The sequence below is a fragment of the Micromonospora sp. NPDC003197 genome (assembly GCF_053590565.1).
Genome location: NZ_JBSFTE010000023.1, coordinates 34,775 through 58,155 on the forward strand (window position 1 = coordinate 34,775; position 23,381 = coordinate 58,155).

Sequence of the window (23,381 nt, forward strand, 5' to 3'; positions counted from 1 at the left end):
AGCTCTCCTCTCCGTACCCAAGGGTGGCAGGACCCTGGTTACCGGGGGTGACGGGGCTCGCCGGACCGGGGGACCCGGCCGGAACGGAGGGATCCACACAGCGCGGCCAGCCAGCCGAAGGCCACGACACCTCCGATCGCCATTCGGATGCTCACCCCGTCGGCCATGGGTAGGGACAGCAGCACCAACAACGTCAGTGCGACTGCGGCGTTACCCACCGCCCAGCCGTGTCTCTGCAGGGTGGCCAGACGTACCGCGAACACCACCATTGCGATGATCAGGGCGTTGTAGCCGATCGCGGCGCTGGCGGAGTGGGCGATCCCGTGCCAGCTCATTGTCGCGACGGGCCCGTCGGGGGTGCCGGCCGGATACCCGTTCTCGGCATCGGGCACGAAGCTGCCCGCAGCGATCAGACCGATCCCGAACAGGGCGATCAGTCGAGGCACCCAGACCCGGCCCCGCCCAGACGGGAGCCGGTGGCGCACGCCACGAGAGGCGGCCACGACCAGCAGCCCGGTCAGGGCGAAGGTGGCCACCTGTACCCAACCGTGGTCTCCGGTGGCGAGCATGCTGATCGGGTGCCGGCCGAGGTCGAAGTCTGGGTGGGCTACCAGTTGAACCGCTACCAGGGTGGCGAACAGCGGCCCGGCGAGCAGGCCGGCGGCGAGCAGCCGGTCGGGCCGGAGCGAGCGTGTGCGGGGTGCGTCGTCGGCCCCCGCTGCTCGCTGGCTCGTTTCTGTCGTCATCGTCGGACGCCTTCGGTGTGGCTCAGGCGTCGGTACGGGTCATGGTCGACGGGTAGCCGCCACCACCGGGGTAGACCCACGCGCCGTCCATCACGCGGTCGCCATCGGTGAACGTTCCGGTGAACTTCGCTGGCGAGCCCTTCTCCCCGCCCCAGATGTGCAGGGTGTCCCCGTCGAGTTCGTACACGTAGTCCAGCGTGTTGCCGGTGCTGTCGTAGAACCGCGAGTACACGTCCGCGCTGGGCTGCTCGCCGAACGGGCGCAGGTGGCCGATCATCTCGACCCCGTGGATCCGCTGCCCGTACTGCTCCAGTTCCACCCGCTGGATCAGGAAGTAGCCACCCGCCATCCACTCGTAGCTGACCGTCCCGACCGCCCCACCGGTGACCGTCCAGGTGCCCACCAGGCGGTCGAGGGCCCGTACCTGGGTGCTGGGCTCCGGGGTGGCCTGGACGTACTGCTCATCCGACATGGTCTGCTCCATCCGCGTCACTTGCCTCTTACGCGGATACATCCGAGCCGGCCACGCCGTTTCGACATGCACGGAGAAGTTTTTTGGAATCCACCCCGACGGTGGGCGGCAAGACCGTGCCCGTGGGGAGGAACACGATGCGTCGATGCGGGCCGGCACAGTCTACTCGCGACAGTGAATGCTCGGCGGCACTATGCTGGCGGGCAAGACGTCGTAGGGTCCCAGCTGATACCGGTCGGAGCGATGGCGCGCACTCTTCTCGTGGCCCCCCAGCAGCGCGGCGCGTACGCCACTCTGGGCGCGGCGCTGGCCGCCGCGTCGTCGGGGGTGACGATCCTGGTCACCCCGGGCACGTACCACGAGGCCCTGTTCGTGGTCGACATGTCAGTCCGGGTGGCGGTGGCTGACGACTCCGGCACGGTCGAACTCGACGCACGCGGCCTGCCACATCCGGCGTTCGACGTCCGCAACGGCGAGCTCTCGATCGAAGGGCTGACCATCCGGGCCGGGGACCATCCAGCGATTGCCGGTAGGCGCTCCACGATCTCGATCAAGCAGTGCGAGGTCTCCAGCGGATACGACGCGGCGATCGACGTCCGGGACCGCAGCCGATGCGACGCGCTCCGGACGAGGATCACCGGGGGCCAGTTCGGGTTCCTCTTCGAGGACTCCGGCGGCACCGTGCAGGACTGCGAAGTGAGCGACGTCGACGACGGCGTGATCGCCCGACTCGGTGCCGACCCGCACATCCGGGCCAGCACGATCAGCCGCTGCCAGCGTCGTGGCATCTACGTCTACCAACTGGGCCGACCGGTGATCGAGGGCTGTGAGATCTCCCAGGTCGGTGCCGTCGGGGTGGAGATCGCGCACGAAAGCGCGCCGGTCCTGCGGCGGTGCTGGATCCACGACACCCAGGGGGTGGCGATCCAGGTGGGCCGGGGCTGCGCGGGTGAGATCGACAGCTGCCGGGTGGAGAACGTCCGGTCGCCCGGCATCGAGGTCGCGCCGGACGCCAGTACCCGGGTCACCGGCACCGGCGATGATCGGGCCGGTCGGCCGGACGCCGGCGAGGACAGCCGCGACCAGGCAGTGTTGGGCTCGTTGCTGGCCGAGTTGGACGCAATGGTCGGGCTGGCCGCAGTCAAGGCCCAGGTCCGAGGGCTGATCGACGAGTTGCAGGTGAACGAGTGGCGGCGCGGTGCCGGCCTGGCCGTGGAGCAGACCGGCCACCATCTCATCTTCGCGGGCGCACCGGGCACCGGAAAGACCACAGTGGCTCGGCTGTATGGCCGCCTGCTCGCCGTGCTGGGGGTGCTGCCCAGCGGCGCCTTCCGGGAAGTCGCCCGGCGTGACCTGGTCGGCCAGTACCTCGGCCAGACTGCGATCAAGACGGCGGCGGCCTTCGAGGAGGCGGCCGGCGGCGTGCTCTTCATCGACGAGGCGTACACGTTGTCCCGGGCCGGTCTACGCGGTGACTTCGGCCAGGAGTCGATCGACACGCTGGTCAAGTTGATGGAGGACCACCGGGACAACGTGGCGGTGATTGCCGCCGGCTACACCGTGGAGATGACCGACTTCCTCTCCACCAATCCGGGACTCGCCTCCCGGTTCTCCAAGACCATCGAGTTCGAGAACTACCACTCCGAGGAACTGGTCCTGATCATTACCCGGCTCGCCCGGGCCGCCGACTACGAGTTCGTCGTCGAGACGCAGCCGCTGCTGCGCGAGCACTTCGAGCGGCTCCGGCACGAACCGAACTTTGGCAACGCACGCGAGGCCCGTCGGCTGTTTGAGGCGGTACGCCAGGCACAGGCCCAACGGTTGCGGGGGAGCGGGCAGCGGCCGACGATCGAGGCACTGCGCCAGCTCACCGTCGCCGACCTCACCGTGGCGATAGAGGAGAGTCAGCAGGCCGGTCCGTCATCCTGAATGATTACGCGGTTTGTCAGCCTGCGTGGCTGAGCGGCTCGTCGGTGTCGAGCAGGGTGAGGTAGACCCCGAAGAGTGCTCCTAATGGGACCTTGAGTAAACCGGTGGGACCACTACCATCGGATCAGCGCGTGCGCTCGGGCAGCCGATGGCCGGCCCGGGTGGTTCCGATGACAGGAGCGTCAACGTGTCGGATGGCGAGGGCGGACCCATGGGCCCAGCGGTAGCGGCGACCACCGGTGACCGCAGGTCGGGCCGAGCCTGATGAGCGTCGGCCCGCCCCGGAACGCCCCGACGATATCCGGCTACCGGATCCAGGAACGCATCCGCCGAGGGCCGGACGCGACGGTGTACCGGGCACTTACCGAGGACGGCGACGAACCGGTGGCGCTCAAGGTGCTCCGTACCGAGACCGCACAGGTCACCGAACTGGCCCTGCTGCCCCGGCTACCCGCGCACCCACACCTGGTACGTGTCCTCGACACCGGTCGTACCGACGATGGGCGACCGTATCTGGCGATGGCGTACCACCCGGATGGCTCGTACGCCGACGTGCTCGCCCGGCGCGGTCCGCTGCCGGTGGCCGAGGCGGTACGGGTCGCCGTCGCCGTCGCGGAGGCGCTCCAGGTGATCCACGACGCGGGGCTGATCCACCGCGACGTGACCCCGGACAACATCCTGTCTGGGGCGACCGGTCCGGTGCTGGCCGACTTCGGCATCGCGGCCGATCCCGACGAACTGGCCGGCACCGTCGCCCTCGACCGGCTCACCCCGCCACACGCCGCCCCGGAGGCGCTGCGCCGGCAGCGGCAGGACACCCGATCCGACATCTACAGCCTCGCCTCCACCCTCTGGACCCTGCTCGCCGGGCATCCGCCGTTCGCAGTGGCGGGTGACCGGACCCCGGATCCGTTCGCCTATCGGGAGGACACCCTGCACCGGCCGGTGCCGCCGGTGCCCCGAGGGGATGTGCCGGCCGGGTTGCAGACGTTGTTGGCCCGGGGGATGGCCAAGGAACCGGAGGCACGGTTCGGCAGCGCCGCCGAGTTTGCCGTTGCCCTGGCGGACCCGGCTACCCTGGCGGACCCCGCTACCCTGGCAGACCCCGCGAGTCTGTCGGACCACTCGGCTCCGGTGGCCCCGGTGGCGCGTACCGGATCGCTGCCACGTACCGGACCGGTCATCGAGGTGCCAGCCGCTGGCAGTACGCCCACCGGCAGCACCGGGGGCGGCCGGCAGGGATCGATCCGCCCACCGGATCGGGGCGACCCAAGCCGGCCGCTGGTTCCGGCGGAACCTTCCCCCGCACCTGCCGTATCCACACCGGCCGCATCCGCACCTGCCGTACCTGCACCGGCCGCATCCGCACCTGCCGTACCTGCACCGGCTGCACCCGTACCTGCCGTAGCCACACCTGCCGAACCGGAAACGGGTATGGCTGACAGCGGCGGGGTACCGATGCGGGAGGCGGTAGTCGTACCACCGGCCCGGTCGGCCAGCCGCGCCCCACGGTGGCCCAGCCGCTGGGCCACCCACCGTGCTGTTGCCACCATGATCGGGCTCGCCCTCGGTGCGGCCACCGTGCTGCTGGTCATTCGGCCTGGCACCGCGCCCCAGGCCGATCCGGAGCCGACCCCCTCGGCGTCGCAGAATCCGCTGGCCGCGCCCCGGCAGGTCGGGCTCAGCGACGAGCGGATCGCGGTGACCCTGACCTGGCAGGACGGCAGTGGCGGACAGGCACCGTCCTATGTGGTCGGCGGCCCGGTTGGTCGGCCACCGTCGACCCTAGCCAACGGTGCCGCCGGGGTCACCTCGGTCCGGGTCAACGGGCTGAACCCGACCGTCGACTACTGCTTCGTGGTCGTCGCGGTGCTCTCGGTCGACGAGGTGGCGCACTCCGAGGAGGTATGCACCCGCCGGTCCGCGCCGGGGCCGAGCCGCTGACCCGTACTCCCAGACACCGGTCCGGCAGCACTGAAAGCGCGGAGACGTCGACCTAGCGCCACCAGAGCGGTCGCGGATCGAGCCACCAAATCCACCGCCGGAGCCCACCCGCCCGGCGGCGCAGGATCCGCAGGTAGGCGCGTACCTCGGCGGTTGCCCGGAAGGCGGTCTCCCGGTCCGGTTCGACGCCCGCGAACGCCACCGCGTTCACGGTGCCGGCGAGCGCAGCGAGCCGACCCGGCGGGGCAGCCCACCCACCCGGCCCGCTCGCAACAGCAGCGACGGCCAGGTCGGCGACCTCGTCCGCGACCAGCGCGGGGTCGGGTGCCCGGCCGGCCAGGCGCAGCCCGTCGCAGAGTTCGGCCCAGGCGCCGAGGACCCGGCGGCCGGGATCGGCGTGGCCGAACCGCCGGGCGGTACGCCGTAGCCGTAACGCGACGACCAGGCCCGCCAGCACCACCGGTACGGCGAAACCACCGATGAACGGTACGAACGGCGACCCGGATCCGGCGGGTACGGGCCCAGCCCGTACCTCGTCGCGAGGCTCCTCGTCGGGTAACGTGGCGGCCTCGTCCGGCCCTCGGCTCGGCTCGGTCAGCGGAGCCGGCTGCTCCTCGACGACCTGGTTCCCGGTCGTGGACGCCACCGGGGTCGGGTCGAAGCCGATCCAGCCCACCCCGGCGAAATAGACCTCTGGCCAGGCCAGCGCGTCGCCGGTGTGCACCAGGTAGCGGTCGCCGCCGAGCGGCTGGCCAGGCTGGAAACCCACCACCACCCGGGTCGGTAGTCCCAGTGCCCGACCGAGTACGGCGAACGCCGTGGCGAACTGTTCGGAGGTGCCCCGGCCGCCGCCGGCTGACACGGGCCGGGTCAGGAACCGGTCGAGGCTCGGATATCCGTTGCCGCCCGGGGCCTGGGGATCGAAGCGGTACTGCCTACGCAGGTAGTCGGCGAGCCGTACCGCCTGCTGGTGGGGTGCCCCGGTGCCGGCCGCGAGCTGGGCCAGCTCGAACAGGCGGGCGGGCCAGCCCGGGGGCAGCAGACGGTACCGGTCGTAGTCGGGGTCGGAAGGGAGCCGGGCTGCGGCCAACTCGTCGGGAGTCCACACCGGAACTTTCGCCTCGACCGTGTAGTGGGCCCCGGTGGTGAGCCCGTCCGGCAGCGCCACCGTCGCCGAGTCCCGGTCCACGGCGATCCGTACCCCGTGTATCTCGCGGGCACCGTCGGGGACCGGTAGCCATCCTCCGGTGAGGGCGGCGACGGTCACCTCCTGCCGTACCGGGGTGGTGCGGGGTGCCGGATCCGGTGCGGCGGGCAGCCGCGTCCCCGCCGCCCGGTAGCTGGGTGCGGGCAGCCAGGTGATGCCGGTGAAGTCGGGCAGGGTGACCCAGCGGAGGCGGTACGGGTGGCTGGTGCGTACCTCCAGCAGCGGGCGCTGCGGGTCGGCTGCCCAGCCGGAGAGCAGGCTGAGCGGGTTGACCTGTTCGGCATGTCGGAACGGCGGCTGGACGTATGTTCGCAGGTCGGGGGGCTGCCGGACGCCGGCCAGCAGCGGCGATCCGACGAGGACCACGGCCACGGCCAGCAGGGCGGCGAGCCCGGTCGTGCCGAGCAGGGCACTCCGGGGGCCGGCGTATCCGCTGGCCACACCGAGGAGAAGGGCCAGCGCGCCGACCAGGAGCACGGCGGGCCCGTACGCCGGCCGGGGCTCGGGGCCGACCATGATCAGCATGCCGAGGAAGAGCACGACCGGGGGCAGCGTGGCGGTGGCCGGCCTTTGGCTGCGCAGCAGACTGACGGCGGTGGCCGCAGCCAGCCAGGTGGCGCAGAGCGGCAGCGCGACCGTGTCCATGGTGGATTCGAGCGGGGTGGCGTTGGTGAGGATCCGTGCCCCCGAGCCCCGTACGGCGGTGAGCGTGGCGACGAGTAGCGCTCCGTCAGGGCGGGGCAGCCAGACGGCCAACGCCAGCAGCCCGGCGGCGAGCCCGGCGAGCCCCGCCAGCAGCGCGGCAGCGGGCGGCATCCGTAGCGCACGCGCCCCGGCCACCAGGGCGGCCCCGCCCGCTGCGGCGAGCGGCAACAGGATTGGCAGCGGTCCCGGCGCGTAGCTGGCCGTGATCGGCAGGGCCGCCGTCGCGCACGCCGTGGCCGCCGCCACGGTGGCGACCAGCTCTCTCACGCCCATCGCACCGGCCGATCCCATCGACTCGCGAACTCCACCGCGTTGCTGGCGCTGACCAGGGCGACGTCGCGCGGTGGTGCTGGCCGAACGGTGGTCGGGCCGAGCGCCACCACCATCACCTGCGGATATCCGTCGGCTGCGGCGACGGCCGGTGCCAGATCCACGTCCGAGCCGGTGACCAGGATGAACGCATCCCGGCGCGGCCCGTCACTGCGGGTACGGCGTACCGCCCCGGCCAGATCCACCCCGGCCACCGGTCGTACCTGGGCCAGCAGGTCCAGCCCGGTGCTGGTCGTCGCGGCCACGCCCCGGGCCGACGCCAGGTGCAGGCTCACCGGCGTGCCGGAGTCCAGGGTGCTGACCAGCAGCGATGCGGCCACCTCGATGGCCTCCTCGATCAGCTCCGGGTGCCCCTGGTACGCCTCGGCCCGGTCGTCGAGCAGCAGTACGACCTGGGGCAGCGCAGTGTCCACGTACTCCCGGACCATCAGCTCACCCACCCTGGCGCTGGTGCGCCAGTGCACATGCCGCAGGTCGTCGCCGGTGCGGTATTCCCGCAGCGCGTGGAACGCGATGCTGCCGTGCCGGGCACCGTCCACCGTGCCGTCGAGGTTGGGCGCGATCCCGGCCGGCAGGGCGCGTAGCCGATGCCAGCGCGGTCGTACCACCAGCTGGTCGCTGGGGCCGACCCGCTGCTGAATCCGGCAGAGCCCCAGCGGGTCGGTACGGGCGATCCGTAGCGGGCCCACGGTGAACACCCCACGCCGATCGGTGGGCAGCGGATAGGTCAACCGGGTCGGCATGCCGCCCCGCACCCGGATGGCTGGTATCGGGACGATCCGATCCCGCCCCTGCTGACCTGCCGGCCCGTCGAGCACATCGGTGGCCGTGAACCGGCGGGTCCGGCCGGAGACGGTGTGGACGTCCAACACCACCTGGCAACCTCCGCCCCGGTGCGTCCGGGCCGGGCGCAGGGTGCGATCCACCGACAGTCGGGGCGGCCAGCCGACCCAGCCGGCAGCGACACCGACGGCCACCAGTCCCACACCACCCAGCACGGGCAACTCCCGGTAGCCGACGACCAGGCCGAGGACGAGCAGCAGCGTGCTGACCGCGAGCACCGTCCAACCGCGTACGGTCGGCATCAACGGGCGGCCGACACCGGGTGGGGTGCGGCCACCTCGGCGACGATCCCAGCCATTACGTCGGTGCCGGTCTGCCCGCGTAGTGCGGCGTCGGGGGTGATCAGCAACCGGTGTGCGCACACGGTCGGGGCCAGGGCCTTGACGTCCTCGGGCAGCACATAGCCCCGGCCAGCGCCGAGCGCATAGGCGCGGGCACCACGGGCCAGTGCCACGCACGCCCGGGGGGAGAGGCCGACCCGGATGTCGGAATGACGCCGGCTGGCGACCGCGATTCGCCGGATGTAACCGTAGATCTCGTCGTGTACGTCGACCCGTTGTGCGAGCTCCGCCAACCGGGCCACCGCAGCGGTGTCGAGGACCGGCTCGATCCGTTCCGGAGAGCGCTCCGCGTCGCCCCGCATCACCTCCAGCTCGGCTGCCTCGTCCGGATATCCGATCGACAGCTTCATCAGGAACCGGTCCAGTTGGGCCTCGGGAAGCCGGTAGGTGCCGTCCATCTCGACCGGGTTCTGTGTGGCGACCACCAGGAACGGTCGGGGCACCGGGTGACGTACCCCGTCGACGGTGACGAACCGTTCCTCCATCACCTCCAGCAGTGCCGACTGGGTCTTCGGGGACGCCCGGTTGATCTCGTCAGCGATGACGATGTTGGCGAACACCGGGCCAGGGTGGAACTCGAAGCCGCCACTGGCCTGGTGGTAGATGGTCACCCCGGAGACGTCCGACGGCAGCAGGTCCGGGGTGAACTGGATCCGCCGCCACTGCCCGGTCACGGCGGCAGCCATCGCCCGGGCCAGGGTCGTCTTACCCACCCCGGGTACGTCCTCGATCAGCAGGTGCCCCTGCGCGACGAGCGCGGTCACCGCCAACCGGATCGTCTCCGTCTTACCGAGCAGCACGGTGGCGATGGCGTCGGTGAGGCCGGCGAGCGCCGTGGCGGCCTCACCGACCTCGTCAGGGTTGGGGGGTGGCGGCACGGTGCTCCTCGAATCGGTCAGAAACAGGTCGGTCGGTCGCTGGGTCGGTCAGAAACAGGTCGGTCGGACGCTGGGTCGGTCAGCAACGGGGCAGGGCATTGACGTCGTCACCGTTGTCGAGGGTCACCCAGACCCAGGCGATGTATCCGCCGGTGGTCAGCCGTAGCCACTGGTCGCTCGCCTTGTGGCGGTTGTAGACCCCGGCCGCCAGGTGCTCCCCGGTGACCCGGCAGGTCGCCACGATCCGGCTGCCCGGCATCAGCCGCCGCAGCTCGGTGCCGGGCAGCCAACGGGCGCGGGGGAAGACCCGGATGCCCCCGGTCGAGGTGCAGTAGCCCGGGTCCGGATTGGTCGGCGCATCCTGGCAGGTGACCACCCCACCCAACTGTGGGTAGTCGGTGGTCACCGTGGCGGTGGCCTCGCCGGTTCCCATCGGGTTACGCGCCTGGACCGTCACCTTGTAGCGGGTGCGGGCGGCCAGCCCGGTCACCGTGGCGGTGCCGCAGCCGGTCGCGGAGCGCCCGCCCGCTGTGGTGGTGCAGGTGGCGGTGATGCCGCCGTTGGAGACGGTGAACCGGACCCGCACCGACGAGGCGGTGACCGACACGTCGGTGATCTGGACGACCGGTGCGGTCGCGGCGGTCACCGCCCCGGAGCCGGCAGCACCTTCACCGGCCGCGTTGACCGCGGACACCGTCACCCGGGTCAGCCCGGTGGCCGCCACGGTCAGCCGGCGCGCCCCGCCGGCCGTACTGCCCAGCGGCTGACCGTCGCCGGTCCGTACCTGGTATTGCTGTACCGGTCGGCCGTTGGCTGCAGCCGCTGTCCAGGTGATCTCGTAACGGTCCGGGCCGACCTGCCGCCCGGCCACCGCACCGGGCCGCCCCGGTACGGCGTACGGCACCACCTCGTTGCTGAGTGGACTGGCCGGAGCGGCTCCGCCCGCGTCGTTGCGTGCGGTCACCGTGAACCGGTAGCGGTGGCCGGCAGCCAGGCCGGCGAACTCGGCCGACGTGCCGGTGACCGTCTGCGGCGGATCGCTGCCCGCGTCGCCGTTGCGCAGCGGAACGACCACGTAGTCCCGGGCACCGGGGACTGCGGCCCAGGTCACGGTGACCCGCCCGGGAGCGGCCGACGCGGTGGGCGTACCGGCCGATGCCGGCACCCGGTCGACCGGGACGACCGGCCCGGAGAGCGCGGGCGGCCCCCAGCCGTGCCGGTTGTGCGCGGTCACCCGGAACCGGTACGTCTGACCGTTGCGCAGGCCACCGATGGTGGTGGACAGGGTGCGGCCGGCCACTCGGGTGCTGCCACCCGCCCACTCGACGCGGTAGCCGTCGACGGGTGCGGAACCGGCGGCGGCTCGTCCCCACTGCAGGTCGATCCGCCCGTCGCCGGCCAGTGCGGTCACCGGCACCGGTGGGCCCGGTGGTTCGGTGCCCGGCTCACCGGATTCGCCCGGCGGGTCGCTCCCGCTCGGTGTCGGCCGTGGGCTCGGGGTGCCCGTACCGGTGTCCGGGGTGGGGGTGGGGCTGGCGGTCGGATCACCCGGCCCGGGGACGGTCGCCTTCGGCCCGTACTTGTCGACGACCTTCACCGCGCCGCGACTGTCCACCACACAGGCGACCGGGGCGTCCGCCGAGTTGATGAAGAGGTGCTGCTCGCGTACCTGCAACTCCAGGTCGCCCTGCGCTTGCGGCATCCGTACCGGTGTGGCTTCGGTGCCGGCCAGGTCGAGCACCCGAACCGTGCCCGACGGCTGGTCGGGGACGTAGACCCGACCGGAGAACGGCAGCGCTGGCTGGTCCGTACGTTGCCCGGTGGGCAGTGGCAGTCGGTGTACCGGGCCACCCCGGTCGGTGTTCTCGACCGCGACGATGGCCCCGGCCTGCGGGACGGTCACGGCGGCGAGCGCGCCGACCGTGCGCTCCGGGACCAGCGCGCCACGAAGCTGTACCGGTGCGGTCACCCGGTGGATCTGCGGGCCGGATACCACCACGAGTTGGTCACCGCCCCGGTCGACCGCCAGCACACCGCGATCGAGCACGCTGATCGCCAGCTCCTGACCGGGAGCGGCGACCGGCACAGTACGCCGTATCTCGACCTTTCCCCCGCTGGCCGCATCGATCGCGACCACGGTGCCCTGCTCGGGTAGCCCGAGCCAGAGCGTGCCCGAGGCGTCGAACGCACCCCCCACCAGCGGTGCGGGTAGTTGCAGGGGCTCGCCGCGCGCCTGGAGGTTGGCTGGGTCGACTGAGCGGACCAGCCCCCGGGTGCGGTCGACGATCACCGCAAGCCCCTGGGACAGCAGCATCGCCACGTCGGCCCCCGGGGCCAGGGCCAGGGAGCCGGAGAAACCCATCCGGGTGAGGTCCATCGAGGTGACCCGTCCGGTCTTCAGGTCGTGCAGTAGGAGGTTCTGCTCGTCCTGGGTCACCCGCACCGGATGGCCGCGTGAGTCGAGCAGTGGGGTACGCAGGTCGACGGTGCCGGAGTTGGCGTTGACTCGGGCCAGTTCGCCGGCCTGCCGGCTCCACAGCCAGGCGTTGCCGTCGAAGACCTCCGGTGCGTGACCGGTTGCCCCGAGGGTGAGGACACTGCCCAGCAGTGCTGCCGTGACCACCGTGACGATCGCCCCGGAGGAGCCGTGACGAATTCGAGCGCCAATCGAGCGGAGCCAACTCACGGCCACACCTCCGGGCCTCGCCGGATCACCGACAGACAGCTGTGCATACCGGCTCTCGCCGGTAACAGGGCGCGTGTCGTCAGCCTAACCGAGCTTGTCGATGCGCCCAATGGCCCGAGGACGTCGAATATCAACCACAGTGGACGTTCGGCGGTACCCGTCCTCAGTCGGCACACCCACGGGGTGACTCAGTCGGCACATCCGACAGCGGCCAGGCGCAGGAGTGCGGCGCGGCTACGACGGTGCATCCGGTGCAGGTCGACCGGTACGCCAGCGGCCAACGTCGGCTCCCATGGCACGTCGATGACTGCTGCCTGGTCCACGTCGGCGATGCGTGGCTGCGCCCGGCCCCGCCGGTGCCGCCAACCCCGCCCCGGTACGTCGACCAGCGCGACGACGACGTTCCGGACCCGGTCCTGGTCCAATGCGCGTACCCGGTGCAGCATGAGCCCAGCGGCGGCGACCGCGTCCGGTGCTGGTGTCGTGACGACCACGATCCGATCAGCGCGAGCCAGTGCGCCGTGGCCGATGTCGCTGGCGTCGTCGCCGACGTCCAGCAGTGTGTAGTGGTGTTCCTCGCGCAGGTCGGTGACGATGCGGGCCAGCGCGGGTCGGGACAGCGGGGTTTCCCACGGTGCACCATCCACCACGGTCACCCCGGCCACCACGGTCGGTTCGCTGCCCCGCGATGCGACCGCCATCGAATCCACACCGGTGGAGCCGCCGAGTCGGACCGCGAGGGATGCCGTCGCCGTTCCGGTGTCCGCCAGGGCTACCTGCCCAGGTAGCAGGGTGGCGAGCGTGAGCGCGACGGCCGTTGCCGTGCTCGTGGTGCCGACACCTCCTTTACCCGCGACGAACGCGACCACCCGGGGCGGCCCGCTCGGACTCCCAGCGGTCATCGAGAACGCCCGTTCATCGGTGATCCGCGCGGACCCGGTCCCCGGTGTCAGCGAGGCGATTCCCCTGACCCGGGGTACCGTACGTCGCTGCGGTGTCGGTCCGGCCAGCGGTGGTGTCGGTTCGGCCACGGTCCTCCCTGCGGTCGCATGGGTGGTCCGGACGTCCGGCGCGATGTGATCCGCGACGGCATGCCGGGGTGTCATCACGATGCCAGATCACCTGCCCATGGCGCCGACCCGGATCGACTGTTATCTTCGCCGCGCTGGTGACGTGACCGGTGGGTAGCGTCGACACGGCGGATCTGGCATGGTGCCCCCACCGGTAGACCTTCGTCGATTGATGGGGTGGTGGCGTGCGCGTGCGGAGACGACTACTCGCGGCCGGAATGAGCCTGGTGTTGGGATTCGGCGTGGTGACCCTCGCCGGGCCGGCGAGCGGATCGCCAGGCGGATCAACGAGCGGATCAACGAGCGGATCGCCGGCCAGCTCGGCGAGCGGCCCGACGGCCACCGCCGCCGCGCTGCCGTACCCCACCCGGTCGGACTACCGGATCAAGGGCATCCAGCCCGACTTCTGGCCCAACAAGGACGAGATCGTCGGAAACAACACCGGTGGTGTCTCGATGAACCTGATCTGGGCGCACTGGCAGCCGACCCGGCAGGCCACGCCGTGCGGAGCCGGCCAGGAGGCGTACGACGGTCAGTGTTTCCAGATCAGTACGGCCGTTGACGCGGCGATTCGGGACTACACCGCCCGAGGACTCGTGGTCACCGCGATCGTCTACGGCGTACCGGCCTGGGCCCGGACCGGCAAGACCTGCTCGCCGGCCGCCGCCGGCTTCGAGATCTTCTGTACGCCGAACAACGCCGCGGACTACGCCCGCTTCACCGGCTACCTGGCCCGGCGCTACAACGGCCAGCTCGGCAACGGCCGGATCGCCGACTTCGTCATCCACAACGAGGTCAACTCGAACACCTGGTTCGACATCGGCTGCGGCCAGGGTGTCACCTGCGACATCGGGCGCTGGGTCACCGAATACTCCGCCAACTACAACGCCGCGTACGACCGGATCATCGCCGAGCAGTCCACCGCGAAGGTGCTCATCTCGCTGGACCACCACTTCGGCCCGGCGTACGACCAGCCGGGCATCAACCAGCCGCTGCTCGCCGGTCAGCGGATCATTCGCGAGGTGGCCGCCCGTGCCCAGGGTCGAGCCTGGCGGGTGGCGTTCCACCCGTACCCGCCGAACCTGCTGGCCCCCGGGTTCGGTGCCGACGACTATCCGAAGGTGACCTTCGGCAACATCGGGGTGCTGGTGGGCTGGCTGCACGCCACCTTCCCGAACACCCCGTCGGCCTGGCAGGTGCAGCTCACCGAGCAGGGGGTCAACTCCAGCTCTCCCTCCAGCGAGACCGCACAGGCGAACGGGATCTGTCAGAGCTTCCGCAACATCCTCGGCACGCCCGGCATCGAGAGCTACCTCTACCACCGAATGCAGGACAACCCCGATGAGGGGCAGCTCCGGCTGGGCCTGCGTCGGGCCGACGGTAGCGCCAAACCAGCCTGGTCGACCTGGGCACTGGCCAACCGCAGCGACCTCAACCCGCCGCGACTCTCCTGCGGGTTCGAGCAGCTGCCGTACACCCTGCTGATCAGGGGCTACAAGGCCAGCGCCGGACATGTCGCCACCACCCGGCAACTGCCGACCGGATTCGCCGAGGAGCGACGGTGGCGGCTGCTGCGTAGCCCGGCTGCCGGGACGGTTCTGCTCTACGAGTGCAAGGTCGGTCAGCATTCGTTGCTGAGCCGGGAGCGGGGGTGTGAGGGACAGTTCCCGCTCGGCCCGGTCGGCTACGCCTACACCGCTGCCACGACCGGCACGGTTCCGCTGTACCGGTGCTACCTGCCGAGCAACGGGGACCACTTCGTCAGCACCGACCCGGGCTGCGAAGGGCAGCGCACCGAGCAACTGCTCGGCTACGTACATCCCTGACCCACGGTGGGGCAGCAGGTGATCGACACCGGGACACCGCAGCTGTTCGACACCGGGACACCGCCGGTGCGCGGTATCCGGTAGACATGCAACGTGGAGGAGCTGATCCCGACGTACCTGCTGTCCCTGCCGTTGCACGCGGTCACCGAGGTCTACGGCGAGGAGGGGCTACGGAAACGGTTCGCGCTGGAGATCGCCCGATTCGACGAGGCCGACCGGGCCAAGCTGGATCGGGCGCTCATCCTCGCGGCCCGGCTGCACCGTGACGACCGGCGGGTACGCGAGCCGTACCTCAACCATCTGCTCCGGGTCGCGATTCGGATCATCTGCTACTACCGGGTGCACGACGTCGACGTCATCGTCGCCGCGTTGCTGCACGACGCGGTCGAGGACCATCCCGAGGCCCTGGCCGGTGGGCAGCCCGCCGACCCGACCGAGGCGGCGCTGCGGGTGTTGGCCCGCGACTTCGGCCCCCGGGTGGCGGACCTGGTCCGGTCGGTGACCAACCCGGCGTACGACCCGGACCGGGACCGGGACGAGCAGTACCGCGAACATGTGGCGGAGAGCCTGAGCCGGGACCCGTGGGCTCGGGTGATCAAGGTGTCGGACTTCACCGACAACGGTGTCGGCGTGATCCACACGACCGGCTCGAAGGTCCACCGGGCGGCGACGAAGTATCGCCCGCTGGTGCCGATCCTGCGTGACCTGGTCGTCCGGCCGGACACTCCGCTCGACGACGAGGCGAAGCAGCACATCCTGGACCAGTTCGACCTTGCCGAGCAGCGGTTCGCCGCCATCCTCCAGTCCTGAAGGCACTGTCTGAGTGCTGGCAGCCACCGTTGCCTGCCTGCCCGCCCGTCCCGGCAGCAACGGACGGGCAGACAGACGGGCAGACAGGCAACGGAAGGGGCTACCGGTCGGCGAACTGCTCGGCGAAGGCTTGCAGGTCGCGGCGTTCGATGGCGGCGGCCATCAGATCCGGGAAGGCGTCCGGTGTGCAGGCGAACGCGGGCACGCCGAGCGCGGCCAGCGCCGCCGCGTTCTGTCGGTCGTACGCCGGTGCCCCCTCGTCGGACAGGGCCAGCAGCACCACCACCTGCACCCCGGCCCCGACGAGCGCACTGACCCGGCGCAGCATCTCCGCCCGTACCCCGCCCTCGTAGAGGTCGCTGATCAGCACGAAGATGCTGTCCCGGGGCCGGGTGATCAGGCCCTGGCAGTAGCCGATCGCCCGGTTGATGTCGGTGCCGCCACCCAACTGGGTGCCGAACAGCACCTCCACCGGATCGTGGAGTTCCGGGGTCAGGTCCACGACGGCGGTGTCGAAGACGACCAGCGACGTACGCAGCGACCGCATCGAGGCCAGCACCGCGGAGAAGATGCCCGAGTAGACGACGGACGCCGCCATCGAGCCGGACTGGTCGACGCAGAGCACCACGTCCCGCTGCACCGCACTGGTACGCCGGCCATAGCCGATCAGGCGTTCCGGCACGATCGTGCGGTATTCGGGTTGATAGTGCTGGAGGTTGGCCCGAATGGTGCGATCCCAGTCGATGTCACTGTGCCGGGGGCGGTTGATTCGGGTGGCCCGGTTGAGAGCGCCGGTCACCGCGGCCCGGGTCTTCTGGGCGATTCGACGCTCCAACTCCTCCACCACACGCCGGACGACCTGCCGGGCCGCATCCTTGCTCTTGGCCGGCATGACCCGGTTGAGGGAGATCAGGGTGCCGACGAGGTGCACATCCGGCTCGACCGCGCCGAGCATCTCCGGCTCCAACAGCAGCCGGCTCAGGTTGAGCCGTTCGATCGCGTCGGCCTGCATGACCTGCACGACCGTACTGGGGAAGTATTCCCGGATGTCGCCGAGCCAGCGGGCCACCCGGGGCGCGGAGCCACCCAACCCGCCCGTGCGCTTCCGGCCACCGTCGCTGGCTTCGGTGCTGTCGTAGAGGGCGGCGAGCGCGGCGTCCATGGTGGCGTCCGCGCCGGTCACCTTTCCGCAGGGGGAGTCGGCGGCGTCGCCGAGCACCAACCGCCAGCGCCGTAGCCGTTCCTGGTCGACGTCGGCATCGGCGACGTGCGCGCTCATGCGGTCACCTCGCTTCGCTCGATCATTTGAATCTCCCGTCCGAGCAGGGTGGTCAGGACAGGCAGGACCAGAGCTGCCCGGTCGTGGTCGATCGGGGGCAGTTTGCCCGCGTCGTCGTCGAGCGCGACACCGCCCGCGATCCGCTCGCCGATCGAGCGGCGTTCCGGCGCGGCGAACGTGCCGAACGTACGACGCAACAACGGCAACACGTCGATGAACGAGTCCGGGTCGACGCTGGTCAACCATTCGTCCAGTACGGACAGCAGGGACGCGTCGTGGACGAGTAGCAGGCCACCACCGGCGAGGAAGCCCTCGATCCAGTTGGCCGCCTGTGGGGCGGGTGTTCCGATGGTGAGTACCAGGCCCATCCGGCGTCGGGTCTCGGTCGGGTCGAGCCGGTCGGCGTCGTGCAGCAATCTGGTCAACCGGCCGGCCAGCAGACCGTGGATGGGATGCTGCGGGGTGGTGTCGGCCTCGGTGCCCCGCCTGGCCAGCGCGGCCAGGGTGTCCAGCCAGCGGTTACGTAGTTCCGGATCGTCCAGCAGCCCGAGCGCGGAGTGGACGGCGTCGATGTGGTCGCGTAGCGCCCGAGCGGCGTCGTCGGAGAGCGACACGACCGCAGCGGGCAGGCCCACACAGATGCGGACCAGCAGACTCTCCGCCACGTGCCGCAGTGCCCCGAGGTCGGAGCCACGTACGTCGCCGTAACGCAGGGTACGGGCCAGCGCCGGCAGCGCCGCCATCAGATGCGCCACATCGGCGTCGAGCGCCGCCCGGGTCTGGACCGCCTGTAGTACGGCCGGATAGGCGTTGGTCAGGTCGCCCAGCAGGCACAGCTCGACCAGCGGGGTGAGCTCGGCCAGGGAATCCGCCTCCCGGGCCGCCTCGGCGATCTTCGCCGTCGCGGCGGAATCGACGGTGGTGCCGTACCGGCCGGCCTCGACCAGGGATACCGCGAATTCCGGCTGCCAGCGCAGCCGCCACCCTTCGCGGAAGGTGCCCTTACCCCGTCGGGAGGCGTCCGGCTCGCCCCAGCCGACGCCGAGCAGTCGCAGCCGGTGCAGCAGTCGGCTGCGACCCAGGTCGGTGTCCTTGCGCAGGTCCAGGTCGAGCTGCCGGTCCAGGGCCTCCGGCTTGAGCCGCAGGCTGCGCTGCAGGGCGGCCAGGTCCTGGGCCAGCGGCACCATCGGCACACCGTCGGGCACGGCACCGAGGCGTTCCCCGACCACCAGCCGCTGGTCGATCAGATCGAGGCGCAGGTCCTCCCCGTCGCAGAGGACCGCCCGGGTGGCCTCGGTCAGCTCGGCGAGACCGGCGAGTGGCCGACCACGCAGGGCAGCCAGTGACTCGGCGAGCCGTACCGCTTCGATGACGTGCGCAGACGAGGTCGGTATCCCCTCGTCCCGCAGCACCCCGGCGGCGGAGACCAGCCAGCGGGTGAGCACCTCGTCCGGTGCGGTGAACAGGTGGTGGTACCAGCCGGGGGAGCGGACGCCGGCCCCGTACCCCTGCCAGGAGGTGAGTCGGCCGTACGTCCAGGGTGCCCAGGTGAAGGTGACCTTGCTCTTCTTGAGCCCCTTGAGTAGGGCGTTGTCCCGGGCCGCCGGCACGTTGGTGGTCAGCGCGGGCACGTGCCACGCGCCGCACACCACGGCGATGTTGTCGTGCGTCTTGCGCACCTCCCGCAGCACCCCACGCATGTACGCCTCGCGGAGCAGGTCCTGCGGATCCTCCGGCGCTTCGGCGCGGATCGCGGTCATCGCCTCTTCGATCGCCTCGAAGACCGGCATGCCCCGGTGTTCGACGACGTCCTCCCACCAGCGCTCGGGATCGTCGTAGCCGGCAGCGGCGGCGAGTTCTCCGATCGGGTCGGTCGGCCGGTAGGGCGTGGCCCCGTCGGGTGCCGCGTCCCCGGTCGCGTCCTCGGCCGGCGTTTCCCCGGCCAACGTGGCCTCCGCCGATGGCTCCTCGGTCTTGTCCCCGGTCGCGTCGGCTGGCTTCAGGCCGACGCGGTACGCGTACGGCAGGTCGAAGAACCGCACCGGTACGTCGTGCGCCACCGCCCAGCGGATCGCCTGCCACTCCGGGGAGAAGACCGCGAACGGCCAGTATGCGGCCTTCCGGGGATCGTCGGTGGCGTAGCCGAGCAGGGCCACCGGTGGTTCCAGCCCCTCGTCGGCGACCCAGTGGACCAGATCGTCCGCTTCGGGCGGGCCCTCGATCAGCAGCAGGTCGGGTTGCTGTTCGGTCAGCGCCCGCATCACGGCCCGCGCCGAACCCGGGCCGTGATGGCGTACCCCGTAGAAGCGTTCAGACATCGCGGGCGGCGCGGTAGAAGGGCAGCCAACCGTCCCGTTCGCGGACCACGGTCTCCAGGTATTCCCGCCAGACGACCGGGTCGGAGCCGGGGTCCTTGATGACCGCGCCGACGATGCCGGCGGCCACATCGGAGGGCCGCAGCACCCCGTCGCCGAAGTGGGCGGCCAGCGCCCAGCCGTTGGTGACCACGGAGATCGCCTCGGCGGTCGAGAGGGTTCCGGTCGGCGACTTCAGCTTGGTACGACCATCCTCGGTCAACCCGGTGCGCAGCTCCCGGAAGACCGTCACCACCCGACGGATCTCCTCCATGGCCGGTGGCACCTCGGGCAGTTCCAGGGACCGGCCGAGTTGCGCCACCCGGCGGGCGACGATGTCGACCTCCTCGTCGGCGGAGCCGGGTACCGGCAGCACGACCGTGTTGAACCGGCGGCGCAACGCGCTGGAGAGCTCGTTGACCCCTCGGTCCCGGTCGTTGGCGGTGGCGATGATGTTGAAGCCCTTGGCGGCCTGCACCTCGCTACCCAGTTCCGGTACGGGAAGGGTCTTCTCCGACAGGATCGTGATCAGGGTGTCCTGCACGTCGGAGGGCACCCGGGTCAGCTCCTCGAACCGGGCGATCGCACCGGTCTGCATCGCCCGCATCACCGGGCTGGGCACCAGCGCCGCCTCCGACGGTCCCTCGGCCAGCAGCCGGGCGTAGTTCCAGCCGTACCGGATCGCCTCCTCGGCGGTGCCGGCTGTGCCCTGCACCAGCAGCGTCGAGTCACCGGAGATCGCCGCCGCGAGATGCTCGGAGACCCAGGTCTTGGCGGTACCCGGCACGCCGAGCAGCAGCAGCGCCCGGTCGGTGGCCAGGGTCGCCACCGCGACCTCCATCAGTCGGCGCGGTCCGACGTACTTCGGCGAGACCTTGCCACCGTCACCCAGCAGGTAGGTGACCACGGCCTGCGGCGACAGTTTCCAGCCGGGCGGGCGGGCCCGGTCGTCGTCGGCGGCCAGCAACGCCAACTCCTCGGCGAACTGCTGTTCGGCGTGCTGACGGATCACTGTCATGGAAGCTCCTCGTACATCTTGCGGCGGTAGGTGAGGTTGGCGGCGAGTTGGGTGAGGTTGCTGGCCCCACCACGGTCGGGATGGTCGGCAGCCAGGGTCTTGGCGAGGGCAGTGACCGGCTCGTCGTACGTGACGGGCATAGCCGCGCCCGCTTGCCGGCATAGATTCCTGATGTACCAGCTGTGTCGGTCGCTGTGGGCCAGGGTTTCGAGGGCGACCAGCATGGCGTCGGCCACCTCGTCGGGCCACGGGGTCGGCAACATGGAGACCAGGTCCTGCGCACGCTCAGGCTCGGAGCGCAGACCATGTGCGATCCGTTTCGCCAGTTCGGCCGGTGGCAGCACCTCGTACAGTTTTTCGATGGTGTAATGGTGGAGGTGGAAGCGGAGTTGCCGATCCTCCGACCCGGCCAGGCGCTCGACGAGGGCGACCGCCCATGCCGGATTCCGCTGCGCCAACACGGCCCGGGCCATGCCCTTGTAGAGCGTCGAACCCCAGTCGTCAGCCACCGGCAGTTGCAGGATCGCCTCAGCGGGGCGTCCGAAGGCGGAGGTCCAGGCGTCGAGTGGGGTCCCGGCGACGACCTCCTCGAACAACCATGACCGGAGCCCGGCCTTGTCGGTCGGCACCGTCTGGGTGGTGTCGCGACGCAGGCCGGCGTCGGCCTCGGTCGGCGGGGTGACGACCAACTGGTCCTGGCCCGTCTCGTCCGGTTCCAGCCGTACACAGGGCAGTGCGCGTTGCACCATCCGCCCACACCAGGCCGACTCGGGGAGTGTGGCCAACAGGTTGGCGGCGGTGATGCGTACCTTCTTGTGTCGGTCGCGAAGCGCCCGTTCCAGCAGCTCCTCGTCGGCCAGGGACAGGCCGTCGGCCAGCGCCTCGACGAATTCCGCCCGGTCCTTGGGCGGCTCGGTGTCGAAGGTCGAGGCCAGCAGGTCAAGGCCGGCGGCCGGGTCGACGCGGCGTACGGCGCAGAGGTGGTCCAGCCGTTCCTCCCGGCTACCGGTGCCCCAGAGACCCGGGTCGGCGGCGGCCGGGACGGCCTCCGCTTCGGCCGGCAGGTACTGCCAGCGGGCGGATTGCGCCGCCAGCCAGTTGCCCCGCTGACCGGTGACAGCGGAGATTACGGAATGAAGTTCGCCCCTCGGCCGGCCGAATTCCAGCACCTTGGGCACCAACTCCGCCGGCACCCGGTAGCCGCGATCGGCCGCATAACGCAGCCAGTCCGCGATGGGATCATCGGGCAGTTCGTTGCCGTCGTCGTCCCGGTGGATGCCCGTCATCAGTCCGTTCAGGCGGCGGGCTGCTGCCTCCGGCACCACCGGTCGGGTCTCCTCAAGGGCGGTGACCACCGGCACCCGCCCACCTACCACAGTGACTCCCGCCCTGCGGTAGGTCAACGCGACCGCAGCGGTTTCCAGCAGCGCTGCCGCCGGTTCGGCGGGACCGCTGGACTGCGTACCAGGGCCGCTGGCGTGTGCGCTGGTGCCACTGGAATTCAGCCGGTGACCGTCCACTGCCACGCTTGCCGGAAGATCGGGCCGACGCTTGGTGCCGACCAGCGCGGTGGCGACCAGCTCCGGCGGCAGCTGCGGCGTCGGGCGGCTCGGCCCGGCTCCGGGTACGGCAGCCAGGTAACGGTCCTGTGGCCAGGCGGCGAGCGGGCGGAAACCGGTCGGGTTGTATTCGCCGATTACGGTGACCGGCTGGCCACCGGTAGCGGCCAGCAGCCACCACGGATCCTCGTCGCCAGGGTGCAGCGGCAGGGCATCGCCGACGCAGTCGACCAGATGCCCGTCCGAACTGGGCACCACGTCGGCCAGCAACATCGGAACTCGTTCACACCATGGGTCTGCGGCGAGCGCAGCGGACCAGCCGGCCAACGCCTCCCGTACCGGTGACGCCCCGGCCGGGGACCCCATCGGCTCGACCTGGCCGTGCCGGCGGGCGACGAGTGCCCGTAGCGGCAGCCCGCCCGGGTACCAGCACAGCTCGGCGTCGAGCATGGTTCCCGGCACCAGGTCGGCCGGAAGTGCCTGACCGGGCGCGGAGAAGGCCAGCACCAGCGCAAACCGTCCCGAGTTCACCCCGCGCAGCCAGGTACGGCGAACCGTCAGCCGCTCCTCGTCCTCGTCGATCTGCCCGAGCACCTGCCAGTGGTCACGCAGCGGTGTGCCGGCCAGCACCTCGTCGGTGGAGACCGGGACGCCGATCCGGGCGCGGACCGTGGCGGCCAGATCGTCGGGCAGCTCGCCGATTCGGTCATGACTGGTCACCAGCAGGCGCAGCATGGCCAACTCGCCGAGCAGCCGGTCCGTCCAGTACGTGCCGACGCCCGGAATGTCGCCGAGACGTCGTACGACACCGGCGACTGTCGGGGCCTGCGCGTCGACCAGTCGGGCGGCCATCTTCTGGTAGGCCTTGCTGTCGACCTGCGCCGCGTCGGCCAGGCCCTGGCCAACCTGGTCCAGCAGCCACTGGTCAAGTTCGGCCAGGCCGGCGGTGATCCGGCCGGTGCGCTGTTCGGCCCGTTTGCGGGCGGCGGCCTCGTCCACCGGGCCGTCTGCCGCCGCCGCCCGTCGGGCGCTTACCTTGGCCGCTCGGGCGGCCCGCGACTCACGCCATTCGTCGACCCAGTCCGGGGCAATCTGCTCCGCGACATCACTGCCGGACCAGAGCAGCAACAGGCCCAGCGCATGCTTGCAGGGGAACTTGCGGCTCGGGCAGGAGCAGCGGTACGCCGGCTCGCTCAGGTCGACGCATGCCTGGTACGGATTCTTTCCGCTGCCCTGGCAAAGTCCCCACAGCACACCGTCGCTGAGGCCAGTCGCCGTCCACTTGGCCGCACCGCTGAGTCGATGGGCAGTCGTCATGGAGCTGGCGTCGGGAGCCAGGGCACGAATCTGTTCGGTGGTCCACCGTTCGATTGGCACGGCGTCA

At 71.0% G+C, this 23,381-nt stretch carries 15 protein-coding genes; 4 read left to right on the plus strand and 11 right to left on the minus strand.

Features of this window, described 5'->3' with window-relative positions; genetic code table 11:
• Window positions 1-38: 38 nt before the first annotated feature.
• Both ACWDV4_RS22865 and ACWDV4_RS22870 read right to left on the minus strand, forming a co-directional pair.
• Window positions 39-746 carry a DUF998 domain-containing protein gene (locus tag ACWDV4_RS22865; protein ID WP_449982027.1) on the minus strand — a complete coding sequence of 236 codons (708 nt, stop codon included), beginning with the start codon at window positions 744-746 and terminating at the stop codon, window positions 39-41.
• 22 nt (window positions 747-768) lie between these two features.
• Window positions 769-1,218: a hypothetical protein gene (locus ACWDV4_RS22870; RefSeq protein ID WP_449982029.1), complete on the minus strand. Its 450-nt coding sequence runs from the start codon at window positions 1,216-1,218 to the stop codon at window positions 769-771.
• A 243-nt stretch (window positions 1,219-1,461) separates the two neighbouring features.
• On the opposite strand from ACWDV4_RS22870, the gene ACWDV4_RS22875 reads away from it, so the two are divergent.
• Window positions 1,462-3,147, plus strand: coding sequence for a right-handed parallel beta-helix repeat-containing protein (locus ACWDV4_RS22875; protein ID WP_449982031.1), 1,686 nt, complete (start codon window positions 1,462-1,464; stop codon window positions 3,145-3,147).
• 264 nt (window positions 3,148-3,411) lie between these two features.
• The gene (locus ACWDV4_RS22880; protein WP_449982033.1) at window positions 3,412-5,091 is read left to right on the plus strand and encodes a protein kinase domain-containing protein; all 1,680 of its coding nucleotides are present in this window, start codon (window positions 3,412-3,414) and stop codon (window positions 5,089-5,091) included.
• A gap of 52 nt (window positions 5,092-5,143) precedes the next feature.
• Here the strand turns inward: ACWDV4_RS22880 and ACWDV4_RS22885 are convergent, their stop codons facing one another.
• The 5 genes from ACWDV4_RS22885 to ACWDV4_RS22905 all read right to left on the minus strand — a co-directional run bounded on the left by ACWDV4_RS22885 (window position 5,144) and on the right by ACWDV4_RS22905 (window position 13,190).
• Complete coding sequence (locus ACWDV4_RS22885) at window positions 5,144-7,276, minus strand: transglutaminase family protein (RefSeq protein WP_449982035.1); 2,133 nt, start codon at window positions 7,274-7,276, stop codon at window positions 5,144-5,146.
• A complete protein-coding gene (locus ACWDV4_RS22890) occupies window positions 7,267-8,418 on the minus strand; it encodes a DUF58 domain-containing protein (RefSeq protein ID WP_449982037.1) in 1,152 nt (383 codons plus the stop codon). The genes ACWDV4_RS22885 and ACWDV4_RS22890 overlap by 10 nt, the downstream gene beginning before the upstream one ends.
• The gene (locus ACWDV4_RS22895; protein WP_449982039.1) at window positions 8,418-9,395 is read right to left on the minus strand and encodes an AAA family ATPase; all 978 of its coding nucleotides are present in this window, start codon (window positions 9,393-9,395) and stop codon (window positions 8,418-8,420) included. Before ACWDV4_RS22895 ends, ACWDV4_RS22890 begins: the two co-directional genes overlap by 1 nt.
• A gap of 79 nt (window positions 9,396-9,474) precedes the next feature.
• The gene (locus tag ACWDV4_RS22900; protein ID WP_449982041.1) at window positions 9,475-12,081 is read right to left on the minus strand and encodes a fibronectin type III domain-containing protein; all 2,607 of its coding nucleotides are present in this window, start codon (window positions 12,079-12,081) and stop codon (window positions 9,475-9,477) included.
• A 188-nt stretch (window positions 12,082-12,269) separates the two neighbouring features.
• Entirely contained in the window at window positions 12,270-13,190 is a 921-nt protein-coding gene (locus ACWDV4_RS22905) for a hypothetical protein (RefSeq protein WP_449982042.1), read from the minus strand.
• 146 nt (window positions 13,191-13,336) lie between these two features.
• Here ACWDV4_RS22905 and ACWDV4_RS22910 point away from each other — a divergent pair, with 146 nt between their 5' ends.
• The gene (locus ACWDV4_RS22910) at window positions 13,337-14,977 is read left to right on the plus strand and encodes a DUF5722 domain-containing protein (protein WP_449982044.1); all 1,641 of its coding nucleotides are present in this window, start codon (window positions 13,337-13,339) and stop codon (window positions 14,975-14,977) included.
• 102 nt (window positions 14,978-15,079) lie between these two features.
• Window positions 15,080-15,787 (plus strand): HD domain-containing protein, encoded by a 708-nt coding sequence (locus ACWDV4_RS22915; RefSeq protein ID WP_449982150.1) that lies wholly within the window; start codon window positions 15,080-15,082, stop codon window positions 15,785-15,787.
• A 100-nt stretch (window positions 15,788-15,887) separates the two neighbouring features.
• Here ACWDV4_RS22915 and ACWDV4_RS22920 read toward each other — a convergent pair whose 3' ends face one another.
• Genes ACWDV4_RS22920 through ACWDV4_RS22935 form a run of 4 tightly spaced genes read right to left on the minus strand, consistent with a single transcriptional unit; the run spans window position 15,888 to window position 23,374 of the window.
• Entirely contained in the window at window positions 15,888-17,066 is a 1,179-nt protein-coding gene (locus ACWDV4_RS22920; protein WP_449982047.1) for a VWA domain-containing protein, read from the minus strand.
• The gene (locus tag ACWDV4_RS22925; RefSeq protein ID WP_449982050.1) at window positions 17,063-19,384 is read right to left on the minus strand and encodes a DUF5682 family protein; all 2,322 of its coding nucleotides are present in this window, start codon (window positions 19,382-19,384) and stop codon (window positions 17,063-17,065) included. The genes ACWDV4_RS22920 and ACWDV4_RS22925 overlap by 4 nt, the downstream gene beginning before the upstream one ends.
• Window positions 19,377-20,438 carry an ATP-binding protein gene (locus ACWDV4_RS22930; RefSeq protein ID WP_449982052.1) on the minus strand — a complete coding sequence of 354 codons (1,062 nt, stop codon included), beginning with the start codon at window positions 20,436-20,438 and terminating at the stop codon, window positions 19,377-19,379. The genes ACWDV4_RS22925 and ACWDV4_RS22930 overlap by 8 nt, the downstream gene beginning before the upstream one ends.
• A complete protein-coding gene (locus ACWDV4_RS22935; RefSeq protein WP_449982054.1) occupies window positions 20,435-23,374 on the minus strand; it encodes a DUF5691 domain-containing protein in 2,940 nt (979 codons plus the stop codon). Before ACWDV4_RS22935 ends, ACWDV4_RS22930 begins: the two co-directional genes overlap by 4 nt.
• Window positions 23,375-23,381: the final 7 nt, after the last annotated feature.